The following is a 23259-nucleotide window of genomic DNA, read 5'->3' on the forward strand; positions in this document are numbered from 1 at the left end:
GGTCCGATTGGACTTCTGTGAAAGTTATTATCGGCCTTTGGCTAACAGGTCGAGCGTGGAATACACACACCGCAGACTAAAGATATCTCCGCAGCCAACCGGTGGACAGCTCCATCGCCGCACCTAAAGCGCGCTGCGAAAGGCTTCCTTCCTCGACAGGTTGCGCAGTAAAAACCGGAACATCGCGAAGAATGCTACCGTTCAGCTCCAACTGAAGAACACCAACCTGCTGATTGTCGGCGACCGGCGCATCAAGCGGCCCCTTATAAACAATACGAGCTTTCAGCCTGTCGCGACCGTCCTTCGGAAGCAGAAGCTCAACACGATCTTTGACCTTCAACGGTACGTGCTTGAGCGCACCACCGAAAACTTGCGCTTCGCCAACAATTTCATCCGCAGGATAAAGCCGAACATCGTCAAATGCCGTCATTCCCCATTGCAGGAGCCGCTTTGCTTCTTCTTCACGCTCCTTGATGCTGGCAAGCCCGCTCATGGCCAGATAAAGCCTGCGCCCGTTCTGTTCGGCAGACCCCACCAGCGCAAACCCCGATGCTTCAGTGAAGCCCGTTCCTAAACCGTCAGCCCCAACATCAAGCCGCAACAGGGGATTGCGATTGCGCTGCATGATATTGTTCCAAGTAAAGGCAGGTTGAGCATAGTATTTGTAGTATTCGGGATGGTGTGTCCGAATATGTTGCGCCAATCTGACAAGATCCTGAAGCGTAACCGCTTGCCCTTCAGCAGGTAAACCTGTCGAATTAACGAACTTGGAGCCGGTCAAACCAAGTTCCTGCGCACGATCATTCATACGCTTGGCAAATGCCTGTTCGCTGCCTGCCAACCCCTCCGCCAGCACGATGGCTCCATCATTGGCCGACTGAACAATCATTCCCTGCAGCAGATCGGCGACCGTGGGGGCCGACTTGATGCGCGCGAACATCGTCGATGTTCCGGACGGGGCGCCGCCGGTTCTCCAAGCATTTTCACTGACCGGATAGGCCGTTTCGAGTGTTGTGGCACCTTTATCAAGGGATTCGAAAATCACTTCTGCCGTCATCAGCTTGGCCAGAGAAGCTGGCGGAATCGGGATATTGGCATTCTTGGAGAGAAGTACAGTTCCGCTTCGAGCATCGACGAGCAAAACCTGCGGCGCTTTTGTAGCGAATGCTGTCTCGATAGGTGCCGCCATGCTGACGATCGGCGCCGCAACAGCCAGCGGAATGCCAACGACAGCGGCGCGAGTAAACACCAGTATTTTTGAAATCAGCTCCATGCAAATCCCGTTACGTGAGCAACGTGACAGAGCCTACGCAACGAATCTGACCAAAATCAATACGCCTGCGCTTATCACCGTATCGTGACAGATCAGTCGAGACGAACCACAAACGCATTCTCTGCGCCTGCTTTCCAAGCCGCGCGCAAGAGGGCATCGTTTCTGCCCTCCTCTGCCACGGCTGTCAGCTCGTAGGATTCACCGGCTTCGGTAGGAATCTTGGCAAGCGTAAATCTGGCCGAACGCGGCAACGAAGCCTGAAGCCGCCTGGCCTCTTCGAGCGTCTTGAAAGTGCCAAGCTCGACATACTCGCCATGCTCTTCGGCTTTGCGGCGCTTCCACGCGCTTGAGATCGCATCCTTAGTCAGGATACTTCCGTAGGCCCTTTCATCAGCATAAGCTGTTGCCGCAACCCGGTCAGAAGCGTAGCCCGCAAGAGCGCTCACACCGGCAGCATTCGCCACTCCGAAGCTAGCTGCAGGACGATGTGACGGCACAGGAATATTTGCCGGGAGCAATGGGGCAGTTCCACCCGACGGATCGCTATAAGCAGGATCAACAGCGAAAGGTGAATTTTCTGGTATAGATTTAGAAGCCGGAGCAGCGTCCATAACCGGCATAGGAACGCGTGACTTCGGCGAGGTCGGCGTCGGCCCGTTCATCGCCATCATGACGCCCGTTGCAGGTTGGCCGATTGCATCACCACCTGCCGGACGGTATGACGCCATCAGGAATGCCTCGTCATTGCCCTCCAGCGGCGCCCTTCCAACATACTCAACCTTCACATTCGCCGTGCCGTGGTTCTGGTAATCAAGCATTTCGGCGGCTTTCTGCGACAGATCAATCACACGGTCATACTCGTAGGGACCACGATCATTTACACGCACGATAACCGAACTACCGTTGGCAAGGTTTGTTACGCGGGCATAACTGGGCAACGGCATAGTTGGATGTGCTGCCGTCAGATGAGTCATGTCATAGACTTCGCCGTTCGCCGTTAATCGACCGTGAAAAGCTTCGCCATACCAGGAAGCGTGACCAATTTTGACGTAGTTCTTGTCTTCTTTGGGATAGTACCAACGCCCCTTGACCTTGTAAGGTTTCCCGGTCTGGTCTCGTCCGCCACCACGCGGCAGGGGCTTACCCTTCGTAAAAGCCACCCGCGGGCTAGCTTTTACGCCATATTTGGATTCGGCGAAGTATTCCTTTGAGCGCTTTGTCTTCGAGTTTGGCTGCGGGGCCGATGCGCAGCCGGCTAAGGCGACAGCAATAGCCATGAACGACCACATGGCGGCAGAACCGCGCTTGTCGCGCAGATTCACTGCCTTGCCGCTGACCGATTGCTTCTGCCCTCGCTTCGAATTCATACGCCACACATCCGTTACTTTACAACACAACCGGAACGCTGGTTGCGCTTTTTGAATCTAGTGATGTCACCGATTCATTGACGGATCATTAAAGCTTTTGCAATTGCGCATGTTTTGAGTCGCGCCACACAACATCCGTTCAACTCCAACGAACCGTACCATCCTATTATTGTGGAACAATCGTTTGTTCAGAGCGTTGAATTTTCAGCAGAAAGGAGAATACGAATGTTGAGAGCAATGATGCTTTGGCTGATGGGAGTTCCACTCGTTGTCGTGCTGCTTATATGGTATTTTTTCTTTTAGATGTGGAACGTTAGACCTGTACAAGGGTTATACATATGGCTCTAATGACCTCCGAGCCGATCACCTAACGTCGTGGATTAGGCCCGCTTCAACAAGGCGGGCCATTTTTTCATGTTCAGTGTCACCGCCTTTGCGCTGGATCAGGCATATAGACATTTATAGCCTTGCGTAGCAGGCGAAAATGGGCGGGTGTCCATGTTGACAACTCACCGTCGGTATTCACGGCGCGGGGCTTCTTCGTGCGTACAATCACTTCGGTCGTTGGAAAAGCCCGCACATCATCCCATTTTGAATGCGTTCCTCGGCGAAGACTTGGCAAAAGGCGCAAAAGTTTCCACCAGTGATCGACTTCGAGACTGTAGAAGTCCAGTTTGCCGTCATCCACAGTTGCATCCTTCTCGACAGCCATACCGCCGCCATAAAACTTGCCATTTCCGACAGACACCTGCAACGTACGGATTTTCTCCGTCATGCCGTCATGTTCCAGATAAGCGGTGAAAAGCTCCGAACGCATAAGGATACGCGCCGCGACGATTGCATAACCGAACTTTCCCCACTTCTTCTTTGCGGCAGAGCTCAATTGCTGCGCCAGTTCAGCGCTGAAACCAATGCTTGCGACATTAAAGTAAAGATGACCGTTCACCTCGCCCAGATCGATGGGCTGTACCTCGTAGGAAAGAAGGCGACGCGCCGCTTCAAGCGGATCAGCAGGAATGCCAATTGTGCGGGCGAAATCGTTTGCGGTTCCAAGAGGAAGAATTGCCAGCGGTAATCCCGTTTCCATTAATCCTTTGGCCGCAGCATTCAGTGAGCCGTCACCCCCACCCACAATTACGAGATCACAATCTCTTTCACGAAAGATTACATCTGAAATCGTCTCGCCATCCAGCGGATTTTTTTCGATAAGCTGGAGGCCACTGCGTTCCAACGCAGAACGAATCTCGGTGCCGTATCCTCTGCCATTGCGGGCGTTTGGATTTACTATAAGCAGCGCCCGGCGCTTTGCGGTCTTGCCCATGGATTTCCTGTCATCTGCAACAGCCTGCAAATCTGGCTGCATGGTTGGAAGCGTCATCTGCAGATGGTCTCTCAATTCTGGATATCAATGGAACAGTTCATGAAAAATTTGTCACGTTACTGTAGTGTTTCGTGAGGCGATGAGTGACAGGCTCGGCCTTTCGATAAAACAGTTTGACGAGGCCAGAAAGAGAACGTAGCCTGTAAAACAAGCTGTAAAACTTTATTGATGGCCGACATAAATTTTCGTCATAAGGCACTGAAATACATTACAGTTTGCGGGTATGATGTAATGGTAGCCTGTCAGCTTCCCAAGCTGAACGCGCGGGTTCGATTCCCGCTACCCGCTCCAGCATAATCGTTCACACATGCATCAGGGACTAGCGAACGTTTTCTCCGGTTTTTGGATCGACCTTTACCTCGACTTTGGCGCCAGATTTCGTGACATATTCAATCTCGTAGTAGCCACGATCATTCCAGTCGACCTCATCGACGAAAGCAGCATCCGCGTTCTGCTCAATTTTAGCGATTATTTCCGAGAGTTTCGTGCCTTCCGTTGGCGGAGCCGCATAGACCGCCGCAACGGACAAACCAAGAAAAAGAGTCGTAACAACAATACGCATGGTTGCCTCCTTGGATTATCCTAAGAGGGTAGGAACGCAGTCGTATTATTCAAGGTAACGAGTATCACTTTACAACGGAGGTTATAGAACCGGTAAAGGTTTTATCGGTCATTGCAGAGAGTTTGGGCTCCGCTCCCGACAGGACAATAACGATTGCGAGCATCAAGACCAAAGGCGCGGCAAGAATACCGCTCCTTACGGCAGGCTCCAAAATGTGTCGTGTTTTCTTGCTTCGCGTAGATTGCTGACTTCTCATACAATCCAAAGTAGCCAAACAGAATTACTCACATGTTAAAGAATGTAGTTAATTCCCTATCAGTGCCTGATTAGGTCTTAATTGCCTTTGCTACCGCGATATATATTGACGCCAAGTTCACGAATTTTCTTGCGCAACGTGTTCCGGTTTAATCCCAGAAGGTCTGCCGCTTTGATCTGATTTCCCCGTGTTGCAGTAAGGCATGCGAGGATCAATGGATATTCCAACTCGGATAAAACCCGATGGTATAGACCCGGAGGCGGTAGATCGGCACCGAATGACGCAAAGTAGCGCTGCATATTTTGCTCGACAGCTTGGGATATGGAAATATTATCGAGATCACCGCCACCGGTGGGGACGACATCAGGCTTGGTCAGTTCGGACTTCAGTTCCGTTTCGATGATCTCCGGCGATATTTCCTCTTGCGGATAAAGCGCCGCAAGCCTTCGCACGAGATTTTCCAACTCACGCACATTGCCTGGCCATGGATACCGGCGCATCATTTCCAGGCCAGCAGCACTGATACGCTTCTCGGGGAGGCCCTCTTCGGCTGCGCGCTTGAAAAAATGCCGCACAAGATCGGCTACGTCTTCGCTGCGTTCGCGAAGTGGCGGCAAACGTAGCGGAACGACATTCAACCGGTAGTAAAGATCCTCGCGAAACAAGCCTTGTGCTATTAGTTGCCGCAAATCCTTGTTGGTTGCGGCGACAATACGCACATCCGTTTTGATCGGCGTGCGTCCCCCGACAGTCATATATTCGCCCTGCTGGAGCACACGTAAAAGGCGGGTTTGCGCTTCCATCGGCATATCGCCGATCTCATCGAGAAAGAGTGTTCCACCGTTAGCCTGCTCAAAGCGACCGCTCGAGCGGTTTTGAGCACCGGTAAAAGCGCCCTTCTCGTGTCCAAATAACTCAGACTCAATCAGGTCGCGTGGAATTGCCGCCATGTTGATCGCAACAAACGGTCCTTTTCGGCGGCGCCCATACTCATGCAGAGCGCGCGCAACCAGCTCCTTGCCTGTACCCGATTCCCCCGTGACCATGATGGTCAAATCCGTCTGCATCATACGCGCCAGCACACGGTAGATTTCCTGCATCGCAGGCGAGCGACCGACCAGCGGCATGTTATCTGTCTGCTCATCCGATAGGGCGGCAACGGGCTTGCGTTTTGGCTCAGACAGAGCACGACCGGCAATATTGATGAGTTCCGTCAAGTCGAAAGGCTTCGGCAGATATTCGTAAGCTCCCGCCTCGGATGCCTTAATTGCCGTCATGAATGTGTTCTGCGCGCTCATCACCACAACCGGCAGATCTGGGCGCATCTTCTTGACACGCGGCAGGAGATCGAAGGCATTCTCGTCTGGCATATTGACGTCGGTAATGACCAGATCACCGTCGCCTGCCGCCACCCAGCGCCAAAGCGAAGCGGCATTGGAGGTCACGCGCACGTCATAGCCCGCCCGCGACAACGCCTGGTTCAGCACTGTCCGAATAGCTGCATCATCATCCGCCACCAATATGGTTCCTGTCGGACGCCCTGCGATCATGCGTTATCTCCAATATTTCCAGCCGCCATTTCCGTATTTTTCCACGCGGGCATTAGAACACGGAAAGTCGTGCGCGTGGGATGACTGTCGCATTCGATAATGCCGCCGTGATCGCCAATAATCTTCGCAACCAGTGCCAAACCCAGCCCCGAACCATTGGTCTTCGTGGTCACGAACGGATCGAACAGATGTGGCAGCATATCCGGCGGCACACCCGGTCCGTTATCATGCACGCAGAATTCGAGAGGCAGGGCAACCCTATCCCGCGCGCCGGGCACCTGTAGACGGATACCTGGACGATAAGCCGTAGACAAAACGATCTCCCCGCCTTCACGATCGCCTATCGCTTCCGCAGCATTCTTCAGCAGATTGAGAAAAACCTGCACGAGTTGGTCACGATTGGCGAAAACTGGTGGGAGAGAAGGGTCGTAATCTTCCACAAAGCGGATTTTTCGTGCGAACCCGTTCTGCGCAATCGCTTTCACGTGATCCAGAACCGCATGAATATTGACCGCAGAACGTTCAATGGGGCGCTCGTCCGAGAAAACCTCCATGCGGTCAACCAACGAAACAATCCGATCCGTTTCATCCGTAATGAGGCGCGCAAGCGCCCGATCTTCGTCGCTGACAACCTGCTCCAGCAATTGCGCCGCACCGCGGATACCAGAGAGAGGATTCTTGATTTCATGGGCCAGCATCGAGGCAAGCCCGGTCACGGATCGCGCAGCACCGCGATGTGTCATCTGGCGATCTATCTTTTCTGCCATCGTCTTTTCCTTGAAGAGGATGACCACTGCTCCCGGCAGTTCCGCTACTGGCGCTACGTAGATATCGACGATACGCTCAGCCCCAAGACGTGGCGACGAGACATCAACGCGATATTCGTTGACCGGCATCTGACTTGTGCGAACCTGATCGACCAGCGCTAACAGTGGGCTGCCAAAGGGCAAAAAAGATTCCAGCCGATTACGCGCGAGAATGGACGAGCCGGAACGAAAGAACTGTTCCGCATCCAGATTGGCATAGGCAATATAATTCTCGGCGCTGACCATGATAACCGGCTGGCTGATGGCATCAAGCACGATCGATGGAATGCCGTTCGTTTCTGTTCTATCGCGCATCAGGCAACCTCTTTGAGCGCGGTTCCAGGAACTTCACGCATGAATATACGGCGCAGAATCTCAATCACGGCATGCCGGTCAGTCAGCGTCATCACTTCCGCTTTCTCGGCGGATGTACATGCGGAACCAGCATGACGATCAAGATACCAGCCAAGGTGCTTACGGGAATGACGGATGCCCGTCATGCTTCCATAGTGCTCGAGCATATCTTCGTAATGCTTTATAATATAATCTAGAATCTCAGTTCGCGCTCGTGGAGCAAAATCACTTCCAGCGATTGCTCCAGCGAGCCATGGTTGCCCATAACAGGCACGTCCGACCATCACGGCGTCCGCTCCAGAACAACGCAAAATTTCCTCTGCATCATGTCGGCTCGCCACGTCTCCGTTGGCAACCAGAGGAATCTTGATCGCGTCACGGACAGCATGAATTGCATCCCAATCCGCTTTGCCTTCATAGAACTGACACCGCGTACGTCCATGGACAGTCACCATGGCTATACCGGCATCTTCGGCGCGACTTGCCAATTCGGACGCATTGATGCTCTTCTCGTCCCATCCGAGCCGCATCTTGAGAGTTACAGGAACGCTAACCGCTTTAACTGTGGCTTCAACAAGGGTCATTGCGTGATCAAGATCGCGCATCAGCGCCGAGCCAGAATATCCACCAGTTACTTTTTTGGCCGGACAGCCCATGTTGATATCGATGATATCAGCGCCTTCGCCTTCGGCGATCCTGGCTGCCTCGCCCATCCAATGTGCTTCGCGGCCAGCGAGCTGCACGACATGCGTTCCAAGCCCATTACCTGACAGGCGCAGAAGACTCTCCTTGTGGCGGTTACAGAGTTCGGCACTGGCAATCATTTCAGATACGACCATGCCCGCGCCAGCTTCTGCTGCTCGCCTGCGGAATGGTAGGTCCGAAACGCCTGACATAGGCGCAAGGAAAACGCGATTAGCAAGCGCTACACCGCGGATGTTCAAAGGTTGATCGAGAAAACTCACCAATAAATGCCTATTTGATGTGCAACGTGCAGTTAGCACATACATTAATCACCCTCACATTTCAACGCAAGGAAAAGCGCGCGCAAAATCACGATAAATCAATTGTCGTCTGGCATTTATCTGCGCAAGGCTTTATTCGGCATGGAAATGCAAGCTTTGGCAGAGGTCACAACCATTTCAAAGATAGCAGCAGTCATTGTGGCGGCTGGCCGCGGGGAGCGAGCCGGACAGAGCATCGAAGGGCCGAAACAATACCGGCGCATCGGTGGCGAAGCCGTACTTGCCCGCACTTTGCACGCTTTTATCGATTGCCCGCTGATTGAAAGTATCGTTGTCGTCATTCACCCTGATGATCATACGCTTTGCCAACGTGCCTTCCCGGAGAGCTGTGGCAACATTCTGGTTGTGAATGGTGGTGCCACCCGGCAGGAATCAACACGCCTTGGTCTCCTTGCGTTGCGAGATTATGCGCCGCACTATGTCATGATCCATGACGGCGTGAGACCCTTCGTCAGCCAGGATTTGCTAAAACGTATCGTAGAAAATCTCACACCGGATGAAGGCGTTTTGCCTGCTTTGGCAGTTTCAGATACGCTCAAACAGTCAGCTACGGATGGAACGGTTAGAACCACGGTGCCTCGCGCGGGCCTTTTTGCGGCACAGACGCCACAAGCATTTCCCTATGCACCGATCCTTGATGCGCATGAAAAGGCGTTCGCGATCAATCGTTCTGATTTTACAGATGATGCTGCCATTGCTGAATGGCAAAGCATCGCTGTGCGTATCATCGAAGGGTCGTCAGACAATACAAAGCTTACTTGGGCAAAGGATATCGAAATGGCTGACAAGCGCCTGCGGCAAAACCACATCTCTTTTCCCGACATTCGTACTGGCAATGGCTACGACGTTCATTCTTTTGAACCTGGCGATCATGTGACGCTATGCGGTGTGAAAATTCCCCATGAAGCAAAACTCAATGGCCATTCAGACGCCGATGTCGGACTTCATGCGCTGACCGATGCCTTGCTAGCGACACGCGGAGCGGGTGATATCGGCACGCATTTCCCTCCTTCCGACCCACAGTGGAAAGGAGCTGCTTCCCGTATATTCGTCGAGCACGCTGCTCGTATCGTGCGTGAAGCAGGTGGTCGTATTGCTAACGTCGACGTGACTTTTATCAGCGAGGCACCGAAGATCGGCCCACACCGCGCAGCAATGACAGAAGCGCTTTGCGACATGCTCGGAATTGGAGCAGACCGCGTCTCCGTCAAAGCGACGACCAATGAAAAACTCGGTTTCGTTGGGCGCCGTGAAGGGATCGCTGCCATCGCAACAGCAACCGTCATCTACCCTGGCGAGGTTCCCGAATGAGCTCACCGATGGCAGAAGAAAAGGCTGTGGCCGTGCTGGAGGCCTGCCGCAAGGCCGGTGTAATGGTAGCGACCGCCGAATCCTGCACAGGTGGACTTATAGTTGGAGCCCTGACCGACATTGCCGGGTCGTCAGATGTCGTGGATCGTGGCTTTGTGACCTATTCCAATGAAGCGAAAGTCGAAATGATCGGCGTTCCCATGGAATTGATCAATCGCGTCGGCGCGGTTTCAAGGGAAGTGGCACTTTCCATGGCGGGAGGAGCACTTGCCCGCTCACGCGCCGGTGTGACGGTGGCTGTTACGGGCATTGCCGGACCAAATGGCGGTTCCGATGAAAAGCCTGTCGGTCTCGTTCACATCGCATCGGCGCGAAAAGGTCACCCGACACTTCATCTTGAATGCCGTTTCGGACCCAAAACCAGAGCCGAAATCCGCCATGCGACCGTTCTTGCCGCACTAGATCTCATCCTCGAGAGCCTTCGATAAATTTAAAGCGTATACTTTTGTCAACCGTGCCCTATCCTTGGCTTTGATAAGGAAATGGAGAACATCGTGATGCGCTTCGATGGCAAGGTGGTAATCGTTACGGGTGGGGCAAGTGGCATCGGCGAAGCAACCGTTCGGGCTTTTGTTCACGAAGGAGCAAATGTCGTTATCGCGGATTATTCGGAGCACGGCCAGCGACTGGCGAGCGAGCTTGCAGTCGGCACGGAGCGAGCAATATTCGTCAAAACCGATGTGAGCGATACGAAAGCTGTGCAGGCACTGATTGCCAAAACCGTTGAGACCTATGGCCGCCTCGACATCATGTTCGCCAATGCAGGTATAGCCGCAGACGGACCAATAGACGAACTTGATGAAGCTGCATGGCAAAAAACCATCGATATCAACCTAACCGGCGTCTATTATTGCGATAAGTACGCGATTGATCAAATGCGCTCGCAAGGCGGAGGCGTGATCGTGAATTGCGGCTCTATTCACAGTCATGTCGGGAAATCCGGCGTCACCGCTTATGCGGCAGCAAAAGGCGGCGTAAAACTGCTGACGCAGACACTTGCGATTGAATACGGCGCCCAAAACATCCGGGTGAACGCGGTTTGCCCAGGCTATATCGATACACCGCTTCTCAAGGATATTCCCAACGATAAAAAGCAAGCACTCGTGGCTTTACATCCCATAGGCCGCCTTGGCCGCGCCGAAGAAGTAGCGAGCGTTGTGCTTTTTCTGGCAAGTGACGAAGCTTCCTTCGTCACAGGAACATCCATACTGGTCGATGGTGGCTATACTGCGCAGTAATGAATAGAGTTTCGGGAAACTCGGGCTTGTTCAGACCAGACCGTAGATCTGATCGGCTCTTTTTTCAAAAGCTTCGGAAAATTTTTTGAAAGCTATATCGAACATCGTTCCCATGAGAAGGCCGAGCGTGCGGCTCTTGAACTCATAATCGATGAAAAACTCGACATCACACTCGCCTCCGTCGCCCACCGGTTTGAAGGTCCAACGATTGTCGAGATAGCGAAACGGCCCGTCGAGATACTTCACATCAATGACATTTTCTTCGGGCTTCAGCAGCACCTGACTGGTGAAAGTCTCACGGATCAATTTATATCCTACCGTCATGTCGGCAATGAGAAGGGCCTTACCGTCACGCTCCTTGCGAGAGCGAACAGACAAAGCCTCGCACATCGGCAGGAACTGTGGGTACTTCTCGACATCTGCGACAAGGCCGAACATTTGCTCGGCCCGGTGATGTACCCGTCTAACGGTTGTAAACTGCGGCATTTCCTCTCTCAGACCCGTGCAGCGATTTGCGCCTCTCGCGCTGCCCTCAGCTTGGCGAAATCATCACCAGCGTGATGCGACGAGCGCGTTAACGGGCTGGATGCGACCAGAAGGAAGCCTTTTGTCCGCCCTATCGTTTCAAACGACTTGAATTCGTCAGGGGTTACAAAACGAATGACAGGATGATGCTTGCGGGTCGGCTGGAGATACTGACCGATGGTCATGAAATCCACGTCCGCCGAACGCAGATCGTCCATCAGTTGAAGGACCTCATTCCGCTCTTCGCCGAGGCCCACCATAATGCCGGATTTAGTGAAAATAGTCGGGTCCAACTCCTTGACGCGCTGCAGCAGGCGGATCGAATGGAAATAACGCGCGCCAGGACGAACTTTCAGATATTTGGAGGGCACGGTTTCCAGATTGTGATTGAACACATCTGGGCGAGCCTTGACCACGACTTCAAGAGCGCCTTCCTTACGCAAGAAATCCGGCGTCAGGATTTCAATCGTCGTGGCAGGAGCGGTCTCGCGGATCGAATGGATAACTTCCGCAAAATGCTGCGCGCCACCATCAGCAAGGTCGTCTCTATCCACCGATGTAATGACCACATGCGTCAAACCCATCTGCTTGACAGCCTTGGCAACATTCTCGGGTTCATTCGGATCAAGTGCAGTAGGAATACCAGTCGAGACATTGCAAAAGGCGCATGCGCGTGTGCAAATCTCGCCCATGATCATGAACGTTGCGTGCTTTTTTTCCCAGCACTCGCCAATATTAGGGCAGCCCGCTTCTTCGCAAACCGTAACCAGCTTGTTTGAGCGAACGATCTCACGCGTTTCATTATAGCCGCGCGAAACAGGAGCCTTGACGCGAATCCATTCAGGCTTTTTCAGGACAACGTTGTCTGGACGATGTGCCTTTTCGGGATGTCGCTCACGCTTGCCTTGGTTCACCAGATCGAGAACTGTAACCATGCTTTTCCCTGCCTATCCGATCCATTTCCTAGTACGAACCTGAAATGCTTTCCAAATTGGGTTCGGTCCTAATCCCTGCCCTCTACCCTGTCAACTTGAGCGATTTGCTACTCATCGCCGCGCTGCCAGTCCGAGAGCCCGGAAAACCAACGCCCATATCAGGCCAAACACCAAGCCAGCACTGCCAAGTGCCAATGTGAGCGCCCAGACACCGTACCAGCCGGTGATGGCCACTCCATTGATCGATATGGTGTTGCCACCGAGGACACTCAAGCTGCCGACTGCAAACCCCAGCGCCAACCCGCCTACGGTACACCATTTGATGATGGGCCAGGCGGCACGCCGCCAAGGCCCTCCGTTTTCGATCAGTGGAATGAGCGTTCTCCCCGTTATGCGTTTAGCACGCGCCCATACGCATCCAGAACGCTCTCCTTCATCATTTCCGAAAGTGTCGGATGCGGGAAGACCGAATGCATCAGTTCTTCCTCAGTCGTCTCGAGGTTCATGGCAATCACGAATCCCTGGATCAGCTCAGTCACTTCCGCGCCGACCATATGGGCGCCCAGCAATTGGCCTGTCTTTTTGTCGAAGACGGTCTTGACCATCCCCTGATCTTCACCCAATGCAATGGCCTTTCCATTCGCGGCAAACGAATAACGGCCGACGCGAATGTCGTAGCCATTTTCCTTAGCCTTCGCTTCAGTCAGCCCAACGGAAGCGACCTGCGGATTACAATAAGTGCAGCCAGGAATCATACCCTTCTCAAGCGGATGAACATTCGGAAGGCCTGCAATCTTCTCAATGCAGATAACGCCTTCATGCTCAGCCTTGTGCGCAAGCATCGGTGGACCGGCAACATCACCGATAGCATAGATGCCCGCGACGTTGGTCTTGCCATAGCCGTCAATGACAACGCATCCACGGTCGGTTTTAACACCAAGTTCTTCAAGACCAAGGTTTTCGATATTTCCCTGAACGCCAACCGCCGAAATCATACGATCAACAGTCAACGACTGTGTCTTGCCGTCCTTGGTCTCAATATGGGCGGTCACATTATTTGCGCCCTTTTCAACCTTGGTGACTTTGGCTTCGGTGATGATCTTCAGACCGCGTTTTTCAAGCTGTTTGCGAGCGATCGCGGAAATCTCCGCATCCTCTACCGGCATAATTTGCGGCATCAATTCTACAACGGTTACGTCGACGCCCATATCATTGTAGAAAGAAGCGAACTCAATACCGATCGCACCAGACCCCATAACCAGCATGGACTTTGGCAGTTCCTGCGGAACCATTGCTTCGAAATAGGTCCAGATCAGCTTGCTATCCGGCTCAATGCCCGGCAGAGCCCGCGGACGTGCACCTGTGGCAACAATAACGTGCTTCGCCTTGTAAGTCCCCTCGCCCAAAACACCTTTTGGAACAGGGTTCTGAGGTTGCATGGGCTGCTTTGACGACTTACCGACCGAAATTTCTACGGGGTTGTTGCCCGAAGCAGCTTTGACAAGCTTTGCCTCACCCCAGATAACATCGATCTTGTTCTTCTTCATCAGAAAGCCGACGCCGCCGTTAAGACGGGCGGACACGCCTCGTGAGCGCTGAACCACAGCCTTCACATCGGGCGTGATCGTACCTTCCAGCTTCAGACCATAATCCTTGGCGTGTTCGCCAAAATGCAGGATTTCAGCCGAGCGCAACAGCGCCTTGGTTGGAATACAGCCCCAGTTGAGGCAAATGCCGCCGAGATGTTCACGCTCGACCACAGCCGTCTTCAATCCAAGCTGTGCAGCGCGGATTGCGGTCACATAACCACCCGGGCCCGAGCCGATAACAATAACGTCGTAAATGTCGGCCATATTGTCCTGCCTTTGCTCAGTTTACTTCACGGGTGAGCAGCACCCAGTCGTGTTTTCTGTCCTGCCCAATGCGTTCTATCGCTTCGAGCCGCTCAATTTCCTTGAAACCATGGGCACCGTAAAGGGAAAGCGCCACATCGTTATGGCTTTCGGTGATCAGACTGATGCCCGGATTTCCATTGCGACGTGCTGTATCTATCTCGTGCACAACCAGCGACCGACCAATCCCATTGCCGCGAAACCGGCGATAAACACCCAGGCTATCAATAAAACGGTGACCGATGACCTTGCGCTGCAAGTCCGTCAGTTGATCAAGAACCGGATGCTGCGGCGGCACATCGTTCAGGCTCTGTTCGAGCGTGAATCCAATTGAAAGGCCGGCAATCTCACCGTCCCATTCCGCTATGACTGTACCCTTCCAGCCCTCCGGGCCATTGGCACGCATGTATTCCCTACCGCGCTCCATGGCGGTTTCAGTGCGGCCATCAAGTACGGCTCCGTACCAGAGCCAGGACGCAAAGCCATGGGACGCAATGTCCACCAGAATAGCTATTTCCGCTGCTTCCCAGCGTTCAGCCGAGCGGATTGTCAATTGTCCAGCCATTCAAAAACCTCAAGCGTCGCGTTTGATCGAAACGCGACGCCCACCAAGGTTGACAGTTCAGACCAACATGCCCATCGGGTTTTCGATGTGACGCTTGAAGGCCTGTGCGAGTTCAGCAGCCAGAGCGCCATCAACGGCACGGTGATCAGTCGAAAGCGTGACGGACATGACGTTGGCCACCTTCATCTCGCCTTTCTTCACCACAACGCGTTCTTCACCTGCGCCAATGGCGAAAATGGTTGCATGAGGAGGATTGATGATGGCGGCAAAATCCTTAACGCCGAACATGCCGAGGTTCGACACCGAAGTCGAACCGCCCTGATATTCCTCTGGCTTCAGCTTACGATCACGTGCGCGCTTGGCCAAATCCTTCATCTCGTTGGAAATGGCGGAAAGCGTCTTCTGTTCCGCACGACGCACGATTGGGGTGATCAAGCCGCCCGGGATGGAAACGGCAACGCCGACATCCGAACGCTTGTGCTTGACCATACCACCCTCAGTCCAGGAAACATTGGCATTCGGCACGTCGCGCAGAGCCAAGGCTGTCGCCTTGATGATAAGATCATTTACGGAAAGCTTATAGGCTGGAACCTCGCCCTTTTCCGTCTTGATCATTGGTGCGCCCGCGTTGATCTGGGCGCGAAGCGCCAGAAGCGCGTCAAGTTCGCAATCAATCGTCAGATAGAAGTGAGGAACAGTCTGTTTCGATTCCACCAGACGACGGGCAATCGTCTTGCGCATGCCGTCGTGCGGAACGATCTCGTAGGTGCCTTCTTCAAAGAGCTTGAGAACAGCATCATCCGACATCGGCTTTGGAGCGGCAGCAGAGGTAGCTTCCGCCTTCGGCGCAGCAGCCTTGGCATCGCCAGAGGCCAGAGCGGCTTGCACATCGCGCTGAACGACACGACCATGCGGCCCAGTGCCCTTCACGGAAGCGATATCGACACCGGATTCCTTGGCGATACGACGGGCAAGTGGCGACGCAAACACACGATCGCCTTTATTCGAGGCAGCGGCAGGCTGCTCTGCCTTGGCTGGTACGGGTGCCGCTACAGGAAACGCGGTTTCCTTTTTGGCCTCAGTCGGCTTCGGCTCTTCTTTCGGCGCTTCGGCCTTCGGAGCAGCCGCCGCTCCCTTGGCTGCAGCCGCCACATCCTCGCCTTCTTCGGCGAGGATAGCGATCAGGGCATTGACCTTGACGCCTTCGGAACCGGCGGGAACCACGATCTTCGCAATCGTGCCTTCATCCACAGCTTCCACTTCCATCGTAGCCTTGTCGGTTTCAATTTCAGCAATAACATCGCCAGGAGCGATCTTGTCGCCTTCCTTGACCAGCCATTTCGACAGGTTGCCTTCTTCCATCGTCGGAGAAAGCGCTGGCATGGTGATATTGATCGGCATGTCCAGACCCTTTCGTTACGCGGTATATGTAACGGCTTTCACCGCTTCGACCACTTCGGCAACCGTCGGTAGCGCCAGCTTTTCCAAATTCGCCGCATAAGGCATTGGAACGTCCTTGCCAGCAATGGTCAGGATTGGCGCATCGAGATAATCGAAAGCCTGCTGCATGACGCGAGTGGCGATCTCCGTACCAACGGACGACTGCGGGAAACCTTCTTCTACTGTCACCAAGCGACCCGTCTTCTTGACCGATTCCACAACCGTTGGAATATCCATCGGGCGGATCGTGCGCAGATCGATGATTTCCACATCGATGCCCTGTTGGGCAAGCTCTTCAGCCGCCTTGACCGCGTAGGTCATGCCGATGCCGAACGAAACGATGGTGGCGTCCTTGCCCTGCTTGTGAATGCGGGCTTTGCCGATTGGCAGAACAAAATCGTCAAGCTTCGGCACATCGAAATGATGACCGTAGAGAATTTCGTTCTCAAGGAAGATCACCGGATTCGGATCGCGGATAGCAGCTTTCAGCAGGCCCTTGGCATCGGCAGCCGTGTACGGCATGATGACCTTGAGACCCGGAATGTGGCTGTACCAAGCAGCGTAGCACTGCGAATGCTGGGCAGCAACTCGCGCTGCCGCACCGGATGGACCGCGGAAGACCATCGGAGCCCCCATCTGTCCGCCGGACATATATAGCGTCTTGGCGGCAGAATTCACGATCTGGTCAATTGCCTGCATGGCGAAGTTAAAAGTCATAAACTCAACGATCGGTCGCAGACCTGCAAAAGCAGCACCAACACCAACCCCGGCAAAGCCATGTTCGGTGATCGGAGTATCAACAACGCGCTTGGAACCAAATTCATCGAGAAGTCCCTGCGTTACCTTATAAGCACCTTGATACTCGGCAACTTCTTCACCCATCACGAAAACGTTCGGGTCGCGGCGCATTTCTTCGGCCATCGCATCCCGAAGCGCTTCGCGAACAGTCGTGGAAACCATTTCGGTACCAGCCGGAATGTCTGGGTCAGAAGCGACTTCAAGAGCTGGCGCCTTGGGAGCCGCTGGAACAGAATCAGCCTTCTTTTCTTCAGCTTTTGGCTCTTCCTTGGCTTCTTCCTTCGTTGCCGCAACCTTGGCAGCTGGAGCAGAGCCCATGTCGGATGCGCTCTCGCCGTCACCGAGGAGCACGGCAATCGGTGTATTAACCTTCACGCCTTCGGTACCTTCATCGACCAGAATCTTGCCGATTGTACCTTCATCGACAGCTTCGACTTCCATCGTCGCCTTGTCGGTTTCAATTTCGGCGATCACATCGCCGGACGTAACCTTGTCGCCTTCTTTCTTGAGCCACTTGGAGAGCTTGCCCTCTTCCATGGTCGGGGAAAGTGCGGGCATCAGAATTTCTATGGGCATGACAACACCTTCCTGGAATTAGAGCAAAATATCCGTGTAGAGCTCAGATGCGTCCGGCTCTGGATCGTTTTGAGCGAAATCAGCAGAATCAGCGACAATGTCGCGGACGTCCTTGTCGATTTCCTTAAGCTCTTCCTCGGTTGCCCAACCCTTCTCGATTAGACGCTGCTTGACCTGCTCGATCGGATCGTGTTCGGAGCGCATCTTCTGCACTTCTTCCTTCGAGCGATATTTTGCAGGGTCCGACATGGAGTGACCGCGATAACGATAGGTCTGCATGTCTAGAATGATCGGTCCCTTGCCAGAACGCGTCCATTCCACAGCCAGATCGGCAGCGGCCTTGACCGCACGAACGTCCATGCCGTCAACCTGAATGCCAGGAATATTGAAAGAGAGACCACGTTTCGAGAAGTCCGTTTCTGCGGAGGAACGCGAAACCGATGTACCCATAGCGTAGCGATTGTTTTCAATAATGTAGACTACAGGCAGCTTCCACAACGATGCCATGTTGAAGCTTTCGTAGACCTGGCCCTGATTGGAAGCGCCGTCGCCGAAATAGGTCAGCGTTACATTGTCGTTGTCGCGATAGCGATTGGCGAACGCCAGACCTGTACCAAGCGACACCTGCGCACCGACAATACCGTGACCGCCGTAAAAATTCTTCTCTTTGGAGAACATATGCATGGAGCCGCCCTTGCCCTTGGAAAGGCCACTGCGACGTCCCGTCAGTTCAGCCATCACGCCCCGCGCGCTCATGCCCGCTGCAAGCATATGACCATGATCGCGATAGGCGGTGATAACCTGATCACCTTCCTTCAGCGCCATCTGCATGCCGACCACCACGGCTTCCTGGCCGATATAAAGGTGGCAGAAACCGCCAATAAAGCCCATACCATAAAGCTGGCCGGCCTTTTCTTCGAAACGCCGGATCAACAGCATCTCGCGATAAGCATCCAACTCCTGCTTCTTATCAAAGTTCGCAGGTGCAGGTGCCTTGGGTGCAGTCACAGAAGACGCCTGCGTTTTGCTTGCAGGCGACTTTTTAGCCCTCGGTGCCATATCTCGCTCCCTAAATTGTCGTTCTATTGTGACGTTATACAGGCATATCACAAGATACAATATGCACCCAGAGCATAGCTGCTATGCCACCAAGCCCTTAAAAACATACAATAAAAAGACAATTAACTGGATTTCAGTTAATTTGAACGGTCTTCCCTGGAGGTGATAATTGTCACTTCATCGGGATGGGAGAGATTAAGCGCTCTGCGTGCCTGCTCGTCAAGCATATCCTTCTCGATGGAGCCGTCGCGCAAAAGCATGACTCGCTTTTCGAGTGCAGCGCGATCTGCCGTCACTTGTTCGAGCTGTTTGGCCAGAAGGCTTTTTTGTTCTTCGAGCTGGATGCGGGAGTAGAGACCAAATTCGCCATGATAGGCGTGAAAGCCAAAATAGCTGAGAAACGCAGCCGTCAGAATGGGCAACACAAAACGCCCACGGATCGATTTACGCTTCTGCTTGGTCCACATCTCGGTTTCCTTCCCGGACATTCGGTGCCACTACGAATCCTGCGAGAGGCATCAATCCGAATTCCACTATCAAGCATTATCGTTTATAGGTCGTTAAATTTGCCCTAAACGGCAATGCTTGAGACGTTACCTCTTGTTTTTACTGGAGTTTCGTTGAGCTACTTTTACCCTGGGATTTGTCACAGGCTGGTGACAAATCCCAGGGTTCCTCGCACGTTTTTGTAGATGAAGGTAAGGGTGGGAGGCCTGACACTTTCCGGTGCGGCGACCATGTCTATCAAGTGCTGTGCAGAAAAGTATGCATAATGAAGAGTGATCTTAATGCCCCATCCACATCATGACGCGCCACAGGTCGATGCCAGCGATCACGCGCCTCGAGCACAGGGTGCCTAGCCGTGTAGATGTCGTGCCATGCCAAGCCATGTCTGCCGAGCGTCATTAAACGTCTTTCCATCCGTTTGAAGCGGGAAAAGCCTTGCCGTAACCGTAAAGGCCAATGACGTAGTATTTTGTCATGGCGAGAACTCCGATTGAAAAATGCGTTTAAGGAACCCACCGGCTGGACCAGTGGAGAATCTGAAAGGAAGCATAACTTGTCGCAAAGGCGGGACGGTTAAGCTGCCCATTTCCAGCCACAAGCCCCAAACGAATTATCAAACCAAGTTAGATTTATTAAGGTAGTAACTAAAACATAACTCTCGAATTAAAAAGGCAAATTTATCGTTTATAAAAAATTATCCAGAAAAATATAATAACGATAAAACTCATGATCTAGATTATTAAAATAATTAAATTAAATAATAGGAAAACATTATGAACGAGAGAATCATTAGACGTATACCGTGTATTATTATGTCACTATTTCCCGCCCTTTGGGGAATATTCAGCCTCCTTAATAATACAGCCGATTTTTCGGGAACAGCCGAGAATGCAGTTAGACCTCTTTTGTCAATGACTGACACGTATGGAATTTCCGGCGAAAATTGGCGCGCTATTAACAACAGCTGGGCCCCATATGTAGGCCTTGCAATGATCACGGCCGTAGAAACGCTAGCAGGCGTGCTGGCCACCATCGGATTTGTCAAGATGTTGATCAATCTTGGTGGTAGCTATGCTAAATTTTCAACGGGTAAAAACTGGGCGATATTAGGCGCTTGCTGTGCCGTAGCCGTTTGGGGAATCGGCTTCATGGTTGTTGCTGGTGACTGGTTTATGGCTTGGGAGGCTAAAGAAAATTCGCTAAATACGCAGTTGGGTGCCCTTCTCTATGCGCTGCCATCCATGATTGGCCTTGTTATCATGTTGTGCCACAAAGAAAGCGACGCCTAGTTTCCCGCTCCACCATAAACATCAAATTGTACTTTCAATAAATGAAAACGGCGACCAACAGGCCGCCGTTTTCATAAATATAGTACCAAGCACTAAAGAAACTTCAATGCACTACGGCCTGCATAGCGAGCCTGTTTGCCAAGTTCTTCTTCGATACGAATAAGCTGATTGTACTTAGCCGTACGGTCGGAACGGGCCAGAGAACCGGTCTTGATCTGTCCGCAGTTAGTAGCAACAGCGAGATCGGCAATCGTCGAGTCCTCAGTTTCACCTGAACGGTGCGACATGACGGCAGTGTAGCCAGCCTTATGAGCGGTTTCGACAGCGTCAAGCGTTTCAGACAGTGATCCAATCTGGTTGACTTTGACGAGAATTGAATTGGCAACGCCCATACGGATGCCGTCGCGGAGACGGGCAGAGTTGGTAACGAACAGATCATCGCCAACGAGCTGGCACTTGTTACCGATAAGATCGGTGAGATACTTCCAGCCTTCCCAGTCATCTTCCGCCATGCCGTCTTCGATGGTGACAATAGGATAGTCGCTGGCGAGCTTGGCAAGATACTTGGCCTGAGCTTTCGGATCACGCGTCTTACGTTCGCCTTCATATACGTAATTGCCATCCTTGAAGAACTCAGTCGCTGCACAGTCGAGACCAAGGGCAACATCTTCACCCGGCTTGAAACCAGCCTTCTCAATCGATTCCATGATGAAATCGAGTGCGGCCTGAGCATTCTTCAGGTTTGGAGCAAAACCGCCTTCATCGCCGACATTGGTGTTGTGACCGGCATCCTTGAGCCGCTTTTTGAGTGTATGGAAAACTTCCGAACCGTACCGAACAGCTTCCCGAACAGACGAAGCGCCAACCGGCAGAATCATGAACTCCTGGAAGTCGATCGGATTGTCCGCATGTGCGCCGCCATTGATGATGTTCATCATGGGGACCGGCAGAACATGAGCGTTTGCGCCACCGACATAGCGATAGAGCGGAAGGCCGGTCGCTTGGGCTGCAGCCTTGGCGACGGCAAGCGAAACACCCAGAATTGCGTTGGCGCCGAGATTGCCCTTGTTGGCCGAGCCATCGAGATCAATCATCGTCTGGTCGATAAGCAGTTGGCTTTCAGCGTCCATGCCCGCAATAGCGTCAAAAATCTTGCCATTGACCGCTTCAACAGCCTTTTCCACGCCCTTGCCGAGATAGCGGCTGCCGCCATCGCGTAGCTCTACGGCTTCATGCGCGCCGGTCGATGCACCAGACGGAACGGCAGCGCGTCCGAAAGAGCCATCTTCAAGCACGACGTCCACTTCGACGGTCGGGTTGCCGCGGCTGTCGAGAATTTCGCGACCGACGATGTCGATGATTGCAGTCATAGGAACCAGTCCTTCCCTATAGATTGCCCCGCCATTTTCACGAGGCGCTTAACAAATCCGATGCGGCCATTTCTTAGCTCATAATCCTGAAATTTTGCAGACACTTCATAAAAGATTATGCACTTGGCCAGTTTTTAAGCCTTAACGAAACAAAAGACGGAGGAAAATCCCCCGCCTTTCTAAATTCTTCGAGAACTGTTTAAAGTCCCTTCGTGATCCGATCAAAAGCCATGAGCTTTTCGAGAAGCGCTGGCATTTTATCCACTGGAACCATGTTCGGCCCATCGGACGGCGCATTATCCGGGTCCTGATGCGTTTCAATAAAGAGACCGGCAACACCAACAGCTACGGCTGCACGAGCCAACGTCTCGACGAATTCGCGTTGTCCACCTGACGAGCCGCCCTGCCCGCCCGGTTGCTGCACGGAGTGAGTCGCGTCGAAAACAACGGGTGAGCCAAAGCCTGCCATGATCGGCAAAGAACGCATGTCGGAAACGAGAGTATTATAGCCGAAAGAAACACCGCGTTCCGTGGCAAGCACATTCGGGTTGCCGCTCTCCGTAATCTTGGACAGAACATTCTTCATGTCCCACGGTGCCAGAAACTGACCCTTTTTGACATTCACGACACGTCCCGTCTTTGCGGCGGCAATCAGCAAATCGGTCTGGCGGCAAAGAAATGCTGGTATTTGCAAAACATCCACGACAGGCGCAACCTCCACACACTGCTCTTCAGTGTGGACATCCGTCAGCACCGGAAAGCCGAACTCCTTCTTGAGATCAGCAAAAACTTCCATTGCCTTTTCGAGGCCGATTCCGCGTTCAGCTTTCAAAGATGTGCGATTGGCCTTATCGAAGCTGGACTTGTACACGAGACCGATGCCGAGCTTATCGGTCATTTCCTTGAGACGACCTGCCATATCAAACGCATGTTCGCGCGTTTCCATCTGGCACGGCCCCGCAATCAGGGCGAAAGGCGTGCTGTTTGAAACAGTGACATTTCCGATTTTTACGGATGAATTGGCGGTCGCCATGACGTGAACCTCGATACTGGATGCCTCGTTGGCACTTATCTGGCGTAAAGGCTGGTCGAAAACAAGACCAGAGCCTGAAAGCTGAAA

22 protein-coding genes and 1 tRNA gene are annotated in these 23259 nt (G+C 53.0%); 5 read left to right on the forward strand and 18 right to left on the reverse strand.

The window, feature by feature from the left end; all coding sequences use genetic code 11:
- Window positions 1-76: 76 nt before the first annotated feature.
- From FJQ48_RS16235 to FJQ48_RS16250, 3 genes are all read right to left on the reverse strand, one after another.
- On the reverse strand, window positions 77-1189 hold the full coding sequence (locus FJQ48_RS16235) for a D-alanyl-D-alanine carboxypeptidase family protein (protein WP_247870413.1): 1113 nt from the start codon (window positions 1187-1189) through the stop codon (window positions 77-79).
- A gap of 176 nt (window positions 1190-1365) precedes the next feature.
- Window positions 1366-2640, reverse strand: a complete 1275-nt coding sequence (locus FJQ48_RS16240; RefSeq protein WP_139975986.1) for a septal ring lytic transglycosylase RlpA family protein — start codon at window positions 2638-2640, stop codon at window positions 1366-1368.
- A gap of 424 nt (window positions 2641-3064) precedes the next feature.
- Complete coding sequence (locus FJQ48_RS16250) at window positions 3065-3961, reverse strand: lipid kinase (RefSeq protein ID WP_139976329.1); 897 nt, start codon at window positions 3959-3961, stop codon at window positions 3065-3067.
- Window positions 3962-4238: 277 nt separating this feature from the next.
- On the opposite strand from FJQ48_RS16250, the gene FJQ48_RS16255 reads away from it, so the two are divergent.
- Window positions 4239-4312 (forward strand) — tRNA-Gly (locus FJQ48_RS16255).
- Window positions 4313-4340: 28 nt separating this feature from the next.
- On the opposite strand, the gene FJQ48_RS16260 is transcribed toward FJQ48_RS16255, so the two are convergent.
- From FJQ48_RS16260 to dusB, 4 genes are all read right to left on the reverse strand, one after another.
- Window positions 4341-4583, reverse strand: a complete 243-nt coding sequence (locus FJQ48_RS16260) for a PepSY domain-containing protein (protein ID WP_139975988.1) — start codon at window positions 4581-4583, stop codon at window positions 4341-4343.
- Window positions 4584-4916: 333 nt separating this feature from the next.
- Window positions 4917-6389 (reverse strand): nitrogen regulation protein NR(I), encoded by a 1473-nt coding sequence (gene ntrC, locus FJQ48_RS16270; protein ID WP_139975989.1) that lies wholly within the window; start codon window positions 6387-6389, stop codon window positions 4917-4919.
- A complete protein-coding gene (locus FJQ48_RS16275; protein WP_139975990.1) occupies window positions 6386-7510 on the reverse strand; it encodes a nitrogen regulation protein NR(II) in 1125 nt (374 codons plus the stop codon). The genes ntrC and FJQ48_RS16275 overlap by 4 nt, the downstream gene beginning before the upstream one ends.
- On the reverse strand, window positions 7510-8514 hold the full coding sequence (gene dusB / locus FJQ48_RS16280) for a tRNA dihydrouridine synthase DusB (protein ID WP_180350226.1): 1005 nt from the start codon (window positions 8512-8514) through the stop codon (window positions 7510-7512). The genes FJQ48_RS16275 and dusB overlap by 1 nt, the downstream gene beginning before the upstream one ends.
- 147 nt (window positions 8515-8661) lie before the next feature.
- Here dusB and FJQ48_RS16285 point away from each other — a divergent pair, with 147 nt between their 5' ends.
- From FJQ48_RS16285 to FJQ48_RS16295, 3 genes are all read left to right on the forward strand, one after another.
- Window positions 8662-9885 carry a bifunctional 2-C-methyl-D-erythritol 4-phosphate cytidylyltransferase/2-C-methyl-D-erythritol 2,4-cyclodiphosphate synthase gene (locus tag FJQ48_RS16285; RefSeq protein WP_139976331.1) on the forward strand — a complete coding sequence of 408 codons (1224 nt, stop codon included), beginning with the start codon at window positions 8662-8664 and terminating at the stop codon, window positions 9883-9885.
- Window positions 9882-10373, forward strand: coding sequence for a CinA family protein (locus FJQ48_RS16290; protein ID WP_139975992.1), 492 nt, complete (start codon window positions 9882-9884; stop codon window positions 10371-10373). Before FJQ48_RS16285 ends, FJQ48_RS16290 begins: the two co-directional genes overlap by 4 nt.
- Window positions 10374-10442: 69 nt before the next feature.
- Window positions 10443-11183, forward strand: coding sequence for an SDR family NAD(P)-dependent oxidoreductase (locus FJQ48_RS16295; protein WP_139976332.1), 741 nt, complete (start codon window positions 10443-10445; stop codon window positions 11181-11183).
- A 30-nt stretch (window positions 11184-11213) separates the two neighbouring features.
- On the opposite strand, the gene FJQ48_RS16300 is transcribed toward FJQ48_RS16295, so the two are convergent.
- The 9 genes from FJQ48_RS16300 to FJQ48_RS16335 all read right to left on the reverse strand — a co-directional run bounded on the left by FJQ48_RS16300 (window position 11214) and on the right by FJQ48_RS16335 (window position 19440).
- Entirely contained in the window at window positions 11214-11669 is a 456-nt protein-coding gene (locus FJQ48_RS16300; RefSeq protein WP_139975993.1) for a type II toxin-antitoxin system RatA family toxin, read from the reverse strand.
- Between the two features lie 8 nt (window positions 11670-11677).
- Window positions 11678-12643: a lipoyl synthase gene (gene lipA, locus FJQ48_RS16305; protein ID WP_139975994.1), complete on the reverse strand. Its 966-nt coding sequence runs from the start codon at window positions 12641-12643 to the stop codon at window positions 11678-11680.
- Between the two features lie 111 nt (window positions 12644-12754).
- Window positions 12755-12916, reverse strand: coding sequence for a hypothetical protein (locus FJQ48_RS22470; protein ID WP_180350227.1), 162 nt, complete (start codon window positions 12914-12916; stop codon window positions 12755-12757).
- 116 nt (window positions 12917-13032) lie between these two features.
- Window positions 13033-14496: a dihydrolipoyl dehydrogenase gene (gene lpdA / locus FJQ48_RS16310; protein ID WP_139975995.1), complete on the reverse strand. Its 1464-nt coding sequence runs from the start codon at window positions 14494-14496 to the stop codon at window positions 13033-13035.
- Between the two features lie 16 nt (window positions 14497-14512).
- Window positions 14513-15100, reverse strand: a complete 588-nt coding sequence (locus FJQ48_RS16315) for a GNAT family N-acetyltransferase (protein ID WP_139975996.1) — start codon at window positions 15098-15100, stop codon at window positions 14513-14515.
- Window positions 15101-15157: 57 nt separating this feature from the next.
- Complete coding sequence (locus FJQ48_RS16320) at window positions 15158-16501, reverse strand: pyruvate dehydrogenase complex dihydrolipoamide acetyltransferase (RefSeq protein ID WP_139975997.1); 1344 nt, start codon at window positions 16499-16501, stop codon at window positions 15158-15160.
- Window positions 16502-16516: 15 nt separating this feature from the next.
- Window positions 16517-17914 carry a pyruvate dehydrogenase complex E1 component subunit beta gene (locus FJQ48_RS16325; RefSeq protein WP_139975998.1) on the reverse strand — a complete coding sequence of 466 codons (1398 nt, stop codon included), beginning with the start codon at window positions 17912-17914 and terminating at the stop codon, window positions 16517-16519.
- An 18-nt stretch (window positions 17915-17932) separates the two neighbouring features.
- On the reverse strand, window positions 17933-18973 hold the full coding sequence (pdhA, locus tag FJQ48_RS16330) for a pyruvate dehydrogenase (acetyl-transferring) E1 component subunit alpha (RefSeq protein WP_139975999.1): 1041 nt from the start codon (window positions 18971-18973) through the stop codon (window positions 17933-17935).
- 137 nt (window positions 18974-19110) lie between these two features.
- The gene (locus FJQ48_RS16335) at window positions 19111-19440 is read right to left on the reverse strand and encodes a septum formation initiator family protein (protein WP_139976000.1); all 330 of its coding nucleotides are present in this window, start codon (window positions 19438-19440) and stop codon (window positions 19111-19113) included.
- 813 nt (window positions 19441-20253) lie between these two features.
- On the opposite strand from FJQ48_RS16335, the gene FJQ48_RS16340 reads away from it, so the two are divergent.
- Entirely contained in the window at window positions 20254-20769 is a 516-nt protein-coding gene (locus FJQ48_RS16340) for a DUF2165 family protein (RefSeq protein ID WP_139976001.1), read from the forward strand.
- A gap of 92 nt (window positions 20770-20861) precedes the next feature.
- Here the strand turns inward: FJQ48_RS16340 and eno are convergent, their stop codons facing one another.
- Complete coding sequence (eno, locus tag FJQ48_RS16345) at window positions 20862-22139, reverse strand: phosphopyruvate hydratase (protein ID WP_139976002.1); 1278 nt, start codon at window positions 22137-22139, stop codon at window positions 20862-20864.
- A 199-nt stretch (window positions 22140-22338) separates the two neighbouring features.
- Window positions 22339-23172, reverse strand: coding sequence for a 3-deoxy-8-phosphooctulonate synthase (gene kdsA / locus FJQ48_RS16350; protein ID WP_139976003.1), 834 nt, complete (start codon window positions 23170-23172; stop codon window positions 22339-22341).
- Window positions 23173-23259: the final 87 nt, after the last annotated feature.

The sequence above is a fragment of the Ochrobactrum sp. CGA5 genome (assembly GCF_006345815.1).
In the GTDB taxonomy this organism is placed as follows: Bacteria; Pseudomonadota; Alphaproteobacteria; order Rhizobiales; family Rhizobiaceae; genus Brucella.